Origin of the sequence: Streptococcus humanilactis (assembly GCF_019448275.1) — a bacterium.
GTDB lineage: Bacteria > Bacillota > Bacilli > Lactobacillales > Streptococcaceae > Streptococcus > Streptococcus humanilactis.
In genome coordinates this window covers 102,842-116,559 of sequence record NZ_JAHXBZ010000004.1, presented here as the reverse complement: position 1 = coordinate 116,559, position 13,718 = coordinate 102,842, and the positions used below count along the sequence as shown (strand labels likewise).

At 35.9% G+C, this 13,718-nt stretch carries 4 protein-coding genes and 1 pseudogene; all 5 read left to right on the top strand.

The window, feature by feature from the left end:
• Nucleotides 1-87 precede the first annotated feature (87 nt).
• Nucleotides 88-915, top strand: a complete 828-nt coding sequence (purR, locus tag KV696_RS07060) for a pur operon repressor (RefSeq protein ID WP_004238844.1) — start codon at nucleotides 88-90, stop codon at nucleotides 913-915.
• A gap of 66 nt (nucleotides 916-981) precedes the next feature.
• Entirely contained in the window at nucleotides 982-2,232 is a 1,251-nt protein-coding gene (locus tag KV696_RS07055) for a diaminopimelate decarboxylase (protein ID WP_219967226.1), read from the top strand.
• 125 nt (nucleotides 2,233-2,357) lie between these two features.
• A complete protein-coding gene (gene pflA, locus KV696_RS07050; RefSeq protein WP_001288288.1) occupies nucleotides 2,358-3,152 on the top strand; it encodes a pyruvate formate-lyase-activating protein in 795 nt (264 codons plus the stop codon).
• An 83-nt stretch (nucleotides 3,153-3,235) separates the two neighbouring features.
• Nucleotides 3,236-4,604 (top strand): annotated as a pseudogene (locus KV696_RS07045) (IS1182 family transposase).
• Between the two features lie 589 nt (nucleotides 4,605-5,193).
• On the top strand, nucleotides 5,194-13,665 hold the full coding sequence (locus tag KV696_RS07040; RefSeq protein WP_219967225.1) for a leucine-rich repeat protein: 8,472 nt from the start codon (nucleotides 5,194-5,196) through the stop codon (nucleotides 13,663-13,665).
• The last annotated feature ends 53 nt before the right edge of the window (nucleotides 13,666-13,718 follow it).

Genomic DNA, 13,718 nt, shown 5'->3' with positions numbered 1-13,718 from the left:
ACCTCAAAACAGTGTTTTGAATCGCCAGCGACCAGCTTTCTAGTTTGCTTTTTGATTTTTTGAAGAAAAATAGAATGGGAAATAGAAATGAAATTAAGAAGAAGTGATCGGATGGTTGTCATTTCCAACTATTTGATTAATAATCCTTATAAACTAACTAGTCTCAATACTTTTGCTGAAAAGTATGAATCTGCTAAATCATCCATCTCAGAAGATATCGTCATTATCAAACGTGCCTTTGAGGAAATCGAAATCGGTCATATCCAGACAGTAACTGGTGCTGGTGGTGGTGTCATTTTCACACCATCAATCTCAAGCCATGATGCCAAGGAAATGGTTGAGGACTTGCGTGCCAAGTTGTCAGAAAGTGACCGTATCTTGCCAGGTGGCTATATCTACCTGTCTGATTTGCTTAGCACACCAGCTATCTTGAAAAATATTGGTCGCATTATTGCCAAGAGCTTTATGGACCAAAAAATTGATGCCGTTATGACCGTAGCGACTAAGGGTGTTCCACTTGCAAATGCAGTTGCTAATGTCCTCAATGTTCCTTTTGTTATTGTGCGCCGTGACCTGAAAATTACCGAAGGTTCAACTGTCAGCGTCAACTATGTATCAGGTTCAAGTGGTGACCGCATTGAGAAAATGTTCCTTTCAAAACGTAGTCTCAAGGCAGGTAGCCGTGTCTTGATTGTGGATGATTTCTTGAAAGGCGGCGGAACTGTCAATGGGATGATCAGCCTCTTGCGCGAGTTCGACTCAGAATTGGCAGGTGTAGCGGTCTTTGCGGATAATGCCCAAGAAGAACGTGAAAAGCAGTTTGACTACAAGTCACTCTTGAAGGTAACCAATATTGATGTCAAGAACCAAGCCATCGATGTTGAGGTTGGCAATATCTTTGACGAAGATAAATAAGAGATAGAACTAAAGGTTGGAACGATTGTCCCAGCCTTTCTTTGCAAATAGAATAGAAGGAAGATTATGAAAACACCATTTATTAATAAAGAAGACTTAGAAGCGATTGTTGCCGAGTTCCCAACTCCCTTCCACTTGTACGATGAGAAGGGGATTCGTGAGAAGGCAAGAGCTGTCAACCAAGCCTTTTCGTGGAACAAGGGCTTTAAGGAATATTTTGCAGTTAAGGCTACTCCCACCCCAGCTATTTTAAAAATTCTTCAAGAGGAAGGTTGTGGAGTGGACTGCTCTAGTTATGTAGAACTTTTGATGAGTCATAAACTGAATTTCCCTGGTTCTGAGATTATGTTCTCTTCAAATAACACGCCAGACAAGGAATACGCCTATGCGCGTGAATTGGGTGCGACCATTAACTTGGATGCCTTTGAAGATATTGAACATCTGGAGCGAGCAGCAGGCATTCCAGAAATCATCTCATGTCGTTATAATCCTGGAGGCGTTTTTGAACTGGGGACAGACATCATGGACAATCCTGGAGAAGCCAAGTTTGGCATGACCAAGGACCAGCTCTTTGAAGCTTTTGCTATCTTGAAGGAAAAAGGAGCCAAGACTTTTGGGATTCACTCCTTCCTAGCGTCCAATACCGTGACCCATCTCTATTATCCAGAGTTGGCGCGTCAGCTCTTTGAATTGGCTGTTGAAATCAAAGAAAAGTTGGGGATTTCGCTAGACTTTATCAATCTTTCTGGCGGTATTGGTGTCAATTATCGTCCTGACCAGGAGCCAAATGATATTGCCTTGATTGGTGAGGGAGTTCGTAAGGTGTATGAAGAGGTTCTTACGCCAGCAGGTCTTGGTCAGGTTAAGATTTATACCGAATTGGGTCGTTTTATGTTAGCCCCTCACGGTGCTTTGGTCACAAGAGTGACTCATAAGAAGGAAACCTACCGTACCTATCTGGGTGTGGATGCATCAGCAGTCAACCTTATGCGCCCAGCTATGTACGGAGCTTATCATCACATTACTAACGTGACCCATCCAGATGGACCAGTTGAAGTGGTTGATGTGGTTGGTTCACTCTGTGAAAACAATGATAAATTTGCAGTAAATCGTGAACTACCTCATACAGAAATCGGTGATTTGCTGGTCATTCATGATACAGGTGCTCACGGTTTTTCAATGGGCTACCAGTACAACGCCAAACTTCGTTCTGCGGAAATCCTTTATACCGAAGAAGGTAAAGTCCGTCAAATCCGCCGTGCAGAGCGCCCTGAGGACTACTTTGCAACCTTGTATGGCTTTGATTTTGAAGAATAAAATGATAAGTAATTGAAAATGAAATTGAAAAACAGATTGCTTTCTAAAAAATAGGCAAAAATCTTGTTTTTCCTTCAAGTCGTGATATAATAAAACTATAAAACGTTTTCAAGGAAGGTAACGATATGTCTGAAGAAACAATTGATTATGGACAAGTGACAGGAATGGTGCATTCGACAGAAAGCTTTGGGTCAGTAGATGGGCCTGGTATTCGCTTTATTGTCTTTTTGCAGGGCTGTCACATGCGTTGCCAGTATTGCCACAACCCGGACACTTGGGCTATGGAGTCCAATAAGTCACGTGAACGGACGGTAGATGATGTCTTGACAGAGGCCTTGCGCTACCGTGGTTTCTGGGGAAATAAGGGCGGTATTACAGTCAGTGGAGGAGAAGCCCTCTTGCAGATTGATTTCCTGATTGCCCTCTTCACCAAGGCTAAGGAACAAGGAATCCACTGTACCTTGGATACCTGTGCCCTTCCTTTCCGTAATAAACCACGTTACCTTGAGAAGTTTGACAAACTCATGGCTGTCACTGACTTGGTCCTCTTGGATATCAAGGAAATCAACGAAGAACAGCACAAGATTGTCACTAGCCAAACCAATAAAAATATCTTGGCTTGTGCCCAATATCTATCAGATATTGGAAAACCTGTCTGGATTCGCCATGTGCTAGTTCCAGGATTGACAGACAGAGATGATGACTTGATTGAACTTGGGAAGTTCGTCAAGACCCTCAAAAATGTTGATAAGTTTGAAATTCTGCCTTATCACACTATGGGTGAGTTCAAGTGGCGTGAACTGGGAATTCCATATTCCCTCGAAGGGGTCAAACCACCAACAGCAGACCGTGTCAAGAACGCCAAGAAACTCATGGATACCGAAAGTTATCAAGATTATATGAAACGTGTACATGGATAAAAAAGAAGCCTGATGGAAAAGAGCCTACTGAAAAAGTCATCAAATTGATGGCTTTTTTGTTATACTAGAGATGAGGTGAAATGATGCTTGATAATCAGTTAACTATGAATGTCAGTCCTTATTCTAGTTTGTATAATATCGTGGTTCCTAAAACCCACTTTTTTTCGTCAGCTAACTGAACTCTGTGATTTTAGCTTTATTCATGATGAACTAGAAAAGAATTATCGTCCCGATTTTGGGTGTAAAGCTTATTCACCGATTATGATGTTTAAATATCTCTTGTTAAAAGATATTTATAAGTTATCAGATGTCGATGTGGTGGGACGTTCCTTGTCAGATATGGCCTTTAAATTTTTTCTTGGTCTAGCTCCTGAGGATTCTGTTATCGAGCCATCCTCTCTGACAAAATTTAGAAAGCTAAGAATTAAAGATGACAAACTGCTTGATGTATTGATTCAGAAGTCTGTTCAAATTGCACTCGAACACAACTTGATTAAGAGTAAAATCCTCATTGTGAATGCCACTCACACCAAATCTCATTATAATCATAAGAAACCCCAAGAAGATAAACTCGAAGCAGAATTGACATATACAGAGGAGTCAATGGCTATGGTTAAAAAACACGAGAAACTCTTAGCCCTACCGGCTGTCTCTCAAAAGTTCAATTACCTAAAAGAGGCTGTTGAGGACGACTTAGAATACTTGGAAGCTTCTGTTAAGGAGGAGACTAGGCTCGGACATAAGACAGCCGACAGCTCTTTCTATGGATATAAAAGTCATATCGCTATGACGGATGAACGGATTATTACTGCTTGTGTGGTCACTTCTGGCGAACAAAGTGATAGGAAATATTTACCTGAGTTATATGCTAAAACAAAGGAAAATAGTCTGGACATCGAGACTATTATTGGTGATGCGGCTTATTCAGTAAAGGACAATATTCAACTAGCTCGCAAAGAAAAGATTCATTTGGTGTCAAAACTGAACCCTTCTGTTTCAAAAGGTTACCGTAAAGAAGAGGATGGGTTTGAATTTAATAAAGACGCAGGGCTATTTGTCTGTCCTGAAGGACACATGGCTATTCGCAAAACAAGGACAGGGAAAAAATATCAAAATAAGAATCAAGTTGTCACTCATTACTTTGACATTGAGAAGTGCAAGAGTTGCCTTTCCAAGGAAGGTTGTTATAAGGAGGGGACAAAGTCTAAAACTTATTCATTAGCTATTAAGAGGAACGACCATCTTTTCCAGAAGAAATTTCAGGAAACATCTTATTTTAAAGAAATTACCAGACATCGCTATAAAATCGAAGCGAAGAATGCCGAACTAAAACAGAGACATGGCTTTGATGTCGCAAGGGCATCAGGTCTTTTCAGCATGGAGTTACAGGCAGCAACAAGCATATTCGTGGTCAATATGAAACGAACTATGACCTTAATAAATACAAAATAACCGAGGAATTCGCTCAAATTGATGAGAGATTCCTCGGTTTTCCGTTCATTAAAAGTAAGCTCCTTATTTTTTCAGTGGGCTAAGTTTTTAATGTTTGTCTTTTATATATCTAATCTTCAAATTGTTTAATAATAAAACATTAAAAGGCGTATCTAAAAAATGTAAATGCTTGCTAAAAACGGATTTTCATAAAAATCTTCTTTTTAAAAAGTAGAATTATGTTAAAATACTAAAGAGGTGTAAATTATCAGATTATTTCAGCCGTACAGTGTAATTTGTAGATATTTCATAATTTTACGGCCTTTCAAAAATAGGATGGATTTTATTTGTAAGTAATGAAAAGTTTGAGAACAATTTAGTCACGTTCTACTTCAACGTATAAGTATTAGTTTAGGTGACGACAAAAATTAATTGTCCTACCATATTTGAATAGAGTTTTTTGAGAAATGGTTTAACCTTTACTTTGTATAGCACAGACTTTTCTGGAAAGGAGTATTAAGACAGATTTTACGAAGAATAAATAATTTGATAATCAAAAAGACAGTCAAAGAGTAACTTGAAAGATATTATTACAATAGGAGATATTTAAATGAAGGAAGTTTTAAAATTAAGAAAACGCCGAACAGGTCAATGGGTAACCGTTGCTGGGACAGTTTTAGTTGGTGCTTACATGGTATTTGGGAATTCAGTTGTGTTTGCAGATGAGACTTCAAATAACGTGCCTACAATTACTGAAAACAGTACGGTAACTAAAACAGTAACATCCGGGTATAGTGATGTCGTGTTACCGCATTCTATTGAAAGCTCTTCTAATACGAATGGTGAAGTAACTTCTTCAGAGAAGGGGATAGTCACTGAAGAACATAAAACAAATTTTTCTGTGTCCGAACAGGTAAATCCGGAGACTGGTACATCATCACCCTCAGCAGAAGTTACTGCTCTAGTAGCAAATAATAATAGTTCTGTAGATAAGATTACTTCCAAAGAAGATGCGAATATAACCTTAGGCAATTCAATAGGTGAAGACAGAGCATCAGTTCTAACTAATTCTTCGGATAGTAGAGTAGAAAAAACAGTTGAGGAAGAAAATAGAAAGCGATTAGATTATTTTGAAGAGTTAAATGCCAGTGGTGCTTCACGTATTGAAATTCCAGAAGGTATGACTGTTATAGATAGTAATGCTTTTAAAAATAATACGAAATTAAAGGAAGTAATTTTACCAAGTACCCTAAAAAGTATAGGAACATCAGCTTTTGAGGGGACATCGCTATCCAAAATAGAATTGCCATCAAGTTTAACGTATATTGGTAAGAATGCTTTTGCTAATATAAAAACGTTGACAGAAGTAATTATACCAAAATCTGTTGAATCTGCTAGTTATGCCTTTTATGGAGATGTTAATCTTAAAAAAGTAATTTTTGAAGACGGTATTGTCACAATCCCGCCCCGTGTTCTTCATAACACTGGTATAGAAGAGATAGTCTTACCCTCCAGTGTTAAGACTATTGGAAGCTATGCTTTTTCTAATAGTAAATCTTTAGAAAAAATTAATTTGTTAGATGGAGTTAGACAGATTGAAGAAGGTGCTTTTTCAGGTGATAGCAAATTATCGGTTGTTGAACTTCCTGAAACTTTAACTGAGATTTCTAGTTATGTCTTTTCTGATACTCCAAGTCTTACTCATATTAATTTACCGAGTGGTATTACAAATATAAGAGATGGTGCTTTTACGAATTCAGGTTTGATATCTATTACATTACCTAAAGAGCTAACTGGAATAGGTAGATCTGCTTTTAGTGGAACGCATTTATCAGAAATCTATTTCCCAAAACAATTAAATTATTTAGGGATTAATGCATTTTCTTATATTGATACGTTAAAGAAAGTTACAGTGACTTCTGATATCAATAAAAGTTGGGACGGTTGGTTCTGGGAGGGGTTCTTTGATGCCAGTCCGTTAACGACGGTTGTGATTGAAGAGGGGGTAACAAAAATCCCAGCTAAGATGTTTTATAATCGACAAGGGATTATGAATATCAATTTTCCTTCAACAATGAAAGAAATTGCTAGCTATGCTTTTGGAAAAACAAGTCTTAAGAAAGTTCTTTTGCCATCGGCTTTAGAAAATATTGGAGAACGTGCTTTCGGAGATATTGAAACATTAACTTCAATTGACGTAGGAAGTAATTTAGTTACAGGAAAGAATGCTTTTAATGGTAGTAAAAATTTAGTTACAATAAACCTTAAATCAGGGGCAAGAAAGATTGTTGATGGTTTTCTAGCAAATACTGGGATTACAGAATTTGTTGTACCAGAAGGAGTAGAAGAAATTGGGGAAGATGCTTTTTCTAGTAATGAACAATTAACAAAGCTTATTTTACCATCAACTCTTAAAACTATTGGGGAAAGAGCGTTTTCAAATACTAGTCTAAAAGAAATTGTATTCCCTGCTTCGATGAAAACAATTCCAGAAGGTATTTTAGAGAATACTCAAGTTGAAAAAATTGTTTTATCAGAGGGTGTGGAAGAAATAGGTGATTATGCCTTTGCTAATAACAAGTTGTTGAAATCAGTTGTATTTCCAAGTACCCTGAAGAAGATTGGAAGAGGAGCTTTTATGAATTCTAACTTAGAGTCAGTAACTCTTCCGTCAGGTTTAGAGGAAATAGCTGAAAAAGCATTTTTTAATAATAAACTATCAGCAGTTACTTTACCTACTTATTTAAAAACATTAGGTGATTATGCTTTCTCAAATAATAATTTAAAAGAAGTTACCCTTCCGAGTCGTTTGGAAGTTCTTGGAACTGCATTTGTTGATAATTCTGAATTAAGTAAGATAACTTTCTCAGAAGGTTTAAAAGAGATAACTAGTGCATTTTCTGGAACGTCCATTAAATCGGTAGTATTACCAAAAAGTCTTGAAAAAATAGGAAATGGTGCATTCTATAATTTGAAAGGATTAGCTGATATTTCTATACCAGAAAATGTGACTAGTATTGGAGATGAAGCCTTCTACAACACTGGCCTGACTTCTATTGATTTACCAGCTAATCTGAAGATAATTGGTCGGTATGCTTTCAGTGGTACTAAACTAAAAAAAGTTGTGCTTCCGAGTCAAGTTGAGACTATTGGTAATCATGCGTTTAGTATTGAATCACTAGAGTCAGTACATATTCCAAAATCTCTTAAATCTGTTACTAGTTCCTATAATACTAGTTATATTTATAACGGATCATGGAAAAGCGTAGAATGGGGAGAGTATTATAATGCCATCTTTTCAGGAGATAAGAATCTAAAAACGGTTACTTTTGAAGATGGAATTTCAGAAATTATTAGTGGATTATTCAAAGAAACAGGTATCAATAAGATTGATTTACCAAGTAGTGTTACAAAGATTGGTTCTTCGGCATTTGCTAATTCTGATTTAACTACAATTAACTTACCGTCATCATTATCTGAAATTCAGGATTTTGCTTTTGCAAACACAAAACTCAAAGAAATTACCATTCCAGATAGTGTTGAAAAGATTGGTTACGGAGCATTTGATTCTGTTAAAACTCTAGATAAGGTTATTTTGCCTACAAATTTAAAAGAAATCTCAAGTAAGACTTTCTATAAGACAAATATAGCTAAGATCACAATTCCTGAATCAGTGTCAAGTATTGGAGGGATTGCTTTCGCTGATACTCCTTTGAAAAGTATTACGTTACCAAATAACTTAATATCAATAGGACAAAATGCGTTTTCAGGTACACAATTAACAACTGTTGTTCTACCATCTAAAATAAAGACACTGGAAAATGAAGCTTTTGGGGAAATTGCTAACTTAGTCTCAGTAAATATCCCTTTGAGTCTTGAAAGTGGCTATAATGCTTTTTCAAACAGTAAGAAACTTGAAAATGTAATCATTGAAGATGGTCGTGAAAAAATTCCAGCAGGTCTTTTAAGTAATATTGGGATTAAAACATTTACCCTGCCTTCTACAATTAAAACAATAGAAAATAATGCCTTTGCTCAAAACGATTATTTAAGTGAAATTGTTTTAAATAATGCTTTGGAAACCATTGATGACAGAGCTTTCGCTAATGCAAATTTAAAACATGTTAAATTGCCTGATAGTTTGACTTATTTGGGTAGGGGAGCCTTTGAAAATAATCATTCACTCACAGAAGTGATTTTTCCCAAACAGTTGAGAGCTATTTCTGAGAATGCTTTTGCTAATACAGGACTGACCAAATTAGAAGTTCCAAGTAATATTGAGGAAATTAATTCTGGTGCTTTTTACAATACTAAATTATCTGACTTAATTTTATCAGAAGGAATTAAACGAATTGCTTCGTCAGCTTTTGTTGGTAATCAGTTGAAGGTGATAGAGTTACCGGCCTCTTTGCAATATTTAGGAAGTTCAGCTTTTGGAAATAGTAGTAAGCTAAGAGTCGTAAAAATCAAGTCAAATATAGAACTTGATAAATATTATGATGTTAACACAATCTCACCGTTTAGCTATCGAGATTATTATAGTGATGAAATATCTAAACAAAGACCTGAGAGTATCTTCGTTAATTTTGAAGGTGGCGTTAGCAAGGTATCAGACTATCTTTTTAACGGTGTAACACCTGTAAAATCAGTGACATTTAAAGACAATATTAATCTTACCGAAATTGGAAATCACGCTTTTGATGGAACTAGTCTTACGTTCTTAACTTTGCCAGATACTGTGGAAACGTTAGGGGAGTTCGCTTTTGGAAATATTAACACTTTAAATAGTGTTAATATTCCTGAAAAATTAACAACAGCAGATAGAGCCTTTGCAGGCAGTAAGAAATTGAATGAGTTGCGTAATAAAATTGAAGGTATCCGTATACCTGATGGTATGTTTGAAAACACAGGTTTGACAACCTTTATCGTACCTTCAGGGATTAAGGAAATTGGTAAATATGCATTCCGAAATAATAAGTCTACAGCTATAAGTTTTGAAGGCCCACAAGAAGGTTTTAAAGATGTTATTCTACCTGTTGGTTTAACAAAAATTGATTCACGTGCCTTTGAATCAACGGAGATAGATTATTATGATATTCCAGATACTGTCAGTGAGATTGGAGATGGAGCATTCCGATTTAATCCTAATTTAAAGAGCATAAAGCTACCATCTGAGTTGCAAGCCTTAAAAGGTTATCTTTTTGAAGGAAACAAAGGCATGAAACTACTAGTTATTCCAGATAAAGTTGAAAGTATTGATACTAATGCTTTTGTTAATATGGAAGGGTTGGAAAATGTTTATATTCCTGCAAGTGTAACGAATATTGGAGAAAACCTTATTGCAAACAAGGACAAGGTAACATTCCATGTTGTAGGTGGTTCTTATGCCGAGACTTATTTGAAAGCTAATGGTTTTAAGACAGTAGCACTAGGTGATGATTACAAGCACTACAACGATAGTATTGTGACAAGAGCTCATTTACTAACAACATCTCAGAATCTAAAATTTTCTGGAGATCTTTCGCTTCGTTTAGAATACGAATTAAAGACAGCAGGGCGTAACATCTCAGATACAGAGATTGTTATCACACTGCCAGATGATAAGGTAAGTTTTAATTCAGAAAACCCTATTGTTAAAAAAGGTACGATTTCAGGAAAAAATAAAAATGTTTTAACATTGAAGGACATAAATTCATTAAAAGGAACTTTTGACTTTAATGTTAAAACGACAGCGGAAGAGTTAACCTATTTAGATATCGTAGCACAAATTCGTTATAAGGAAAATGGTATCCAGAGGGCTGAACTTCTAGGACATATTAATGAAGAAATGCCGTATTTGACTATTAATGTTAACGATTATATATCTAGCAATTCGTTAACAGTATCTGGGAAGACTAAGCCAAATACCAAAATTAAGTTAGCTGTTATTGATTCATCTGAAAGGATTTTAGAAACAGTCTCTAAAGAGGATGGTAGTTATAGTGCAGTAGTGCCAGTAGATGTTTCAAAATTATCAAGTGATGAAAACTCTTTAAGAAAAATCTTATTAACAGTTATTTCAGAAATTTCACGGGATAACATAATTGCTAAAAGCAAGACTATATTATATCACTCATCTGCCCCACGTCTAAAATCATTTATTATGAAACATCATGGACAATCGTTTGATTTAACTGATGGTAAACCAAATAATAATGTAATTTTCCGACCAGGAGAAAAGTTTGAATTTGAAGTGGAGTTGGAGAATGATAAAAATGTTTCTAGAGTTTCTATAAAAACATCTCGAAATAATAAAGATGGAGTTATTCATTTAAGTAGACAGTCTAATCCTCATTTATTCAAATACGAAGGCTTTTTCGATGTTAATGGTATAAGAGATGATTTCATTCCAAAAGATTTCGTCATCAAAGTTGAAACGCTTAACAGTCGAGATAGTGATGGAGATGGTCTAATTGACTCGGATAAATTAAAGGAAACGGATAAGGTAGTAATCAGTAACGATAATCCTATAATTGCCGATAAACATAACAATAGTTGGGATGTGTCTGATAGGGATTTGTTGATATTTTCAGGTTTAGCTTATCTCTCTCCAAAAGGATTAGAAGGATTGTTTCCTAAAAATGGAGAAACAGGACTATCATATTTTAACTTTGATTCGTTGAACGGAGACCAAAAACCGAGCTATCAATTCTATGATTTAGATATTAAATCTACGGATAAGAGCCTATTCTCTAATTGGATATTTGTTAAACAACTGCAAAATGCTTTTAAGGAACCTGAGATAGCAGGAGATGATAAATTTGTTGGCGACTATCATTCCACAGTGTCATACTTTATTGATAAAAATAAAAAGAATATCATTGTTGCTTTTAGGGGAAGTGAAGAAGTAGGTGAAGCCTTTCCGGGGAATAAACTTGTTCCTAATGCAAGAAATCCTCAAGAAAGAGCAGCAAAGTACCAGATCAGGAAAATCATTGAAGAAATCAAGTTAAACTATCCTCACTTTGAAAATATTTATATCACAGGCCACTCATTGGGCGGGTATCAAGCAGTTAATGCTGGAGACTGGATTTTAGAGGATGATAAGTTATCTGATATTGAAGGTAAATTACGAAGAGTTCTTAATTTTAATGGTCCAGGTTTTAACAATCAAGAAGCAGGTCTTTCCAGAGCGAGAGCAAAAGGCAATATGTTTACGAGATACTTAGTTGATGAAATAAACCTTTTGAATGGTGGTGCAACAATAGGACAGATGCCAAATGATGTTAAAGTACCATACAAAAAGACCATTCATCATATTGATAATAGACTATTTGGTATTGATATTTCAGTCCATAATTTAACATCGTTCTTCTATACTTTAGAACAAGGTTACCGTTCTTCCAAAGCACGTTTTATTGGTAATTATCCTTTAATTAACGACGTTGTTGAAGTTAAAGACTATCTCTTAACTCTTCCAGAATCGCTAAACTACGTTATTGATCCATCTGGTACAGTTATCAATAGTATAACAAGTAAAACTTTATCTGGCGTCCAAGTGACAGTTTACTATAAGGATGCTGATGGCAAGGAAAAAGTCTGGAATGCTGATGACTACTCTCAACTTAACCCAGTATTAACAAGCATAAACGGGGAATATGCTTGGGATGTTCCTGAAGGCCTTTGGAAAGTCAAGGTATCTAAAGAGGGGTACGATTCATCTGAATCTGATTGGCTTCCTGTAGCACCTGTTCAAACGGGGATAGACTTTAAATTGGTACCTCATACATATGCCCTTACTTACGACTTAGGTGGTGGTAGTGTTACTCGTGCTTTACCTTCAACATACCAAACCGATGTTGAAATTCCTTTAGGCAGTCCAGCTCGTAGTGGTTACATTTTTGAAGGATGGTATGATAATCCAGATTTTATTGGGAATAAGATTGATAGTACTCTCTTTAATTCAGTTGGAGATAAAACTCTATGGGCTAAGTGGGCCCTAGCTAGACAAGTTAAAACTCGTCAGGAGAGTCGTGTCATCACAACGGATAAAGTAGAATATGTTGATGATGCAAGTCTTGAAGCAGGTAAAATTCGAGAAGTTGCAGCAATAAACGGAAAAGTTTTAGTAGAAATCACAGACGTTTATGTAAATGGTGAATTGCAATCAAGTACAGAAAGAGAATTATCACGTATTGAACCCCAAGCTAAAAAGGTTTATCGAGGAACAAAACAGGTATCCCAAGTTCCAGATGTTGCACCAATAGAGCAAAATAAACCAGAGGCTATTATTGAAACCAAGGTTCGTCAAGAAAGTCGAGCTCTTAAGATTGATAAGGTTGAATACGTTGATGATTCAAGTCTAGATGTAGGCAAAGTTAGAGAAGTTGCAGCAATAAACGGAAAAGTTTTAGTAGAAATCACAGACATTTATGTAAATAGTGAGTTGCAATTAAGTACAGAAAGAGAATTATCACGTATTGAACCGCAAGCTAAGAAGGTTTATCGAGGAACAAAACAGGTATCTCACGTCCCAGATGTTGCACCAATGGAGAATAATAAACCAGAGGTTATTATTGAAACTAAGGTTCGTCAAGAAAGTCGAGTTCTTAAGACAGATAAGATTGAATATGTTGATGATTCAAGTCTCGATGCAGGCAAAGTTCGAGAAGTTGTAGCAATAAACGGAAAAGTTTTAGTAGAAATCACAGACGTATATGTAAATGATGAGTTGCAATTAAGTACAGAAAAAGAATTATCACGTATTGAACCGCAAGCTAAGAAGGTTTATCGAGGAACAAAACAGGTATCTTACGTCCCAGATATTGCACCAATTGAGATTATTAGAATCGAACGTAATAATATTACGAAAGAGCATCAAGGGGTTTCTACTGTAATAAATACTAAGATAGAGCAAGTAGTGATGAATCAATCGTCTTCAGAACCTTTTTCATCAAAAGAAACAACCATAAGAACTAAAGGTTATTTACCAAATACAAGTAGTGAATATGGTTATGGTTTTGAGTTGGCAGGTATTATTGCTTTAGCAACGGCTCATTTTGGAATCATCTCAAATAAGAGAAAGAAAAATATAAAAAACTAGTTATTAGTGATGGATTAACTCAACTTTAAGAATTATTCCACATTAAGACTAAT

Excerpts from the sequence above, each read along its gene's own strand:
- purR (WP_004238844.1), top strand. The coding sequence starts at position 88 with ATGAAATTAAGAAGAAGTGATCGGATGGTTGTCATTTCCAACTATTTG.
- KV696_RS07055 (WP_219967226.1), top strand. The coding sequence starts at position 982 with ATGAAAACACCATTTATTAATAAAGAAGACTTAGAAGCGATTGTTGCC.
- pflA (WP_001288288.1), top strand. The coding sequence starts at position 2,358 with ATGTCTGAAGAAACAATTGATTATGGACAAGTGACAGGAATGGTGCAT.
- KV696_RS07040 (WP_219967225.1), top strand. The coding sequence starts at position 5,194 with ATGAAGGAAGTTTTAAAATTAAGAAAACGCCGAACAGGTCAATGGGTA.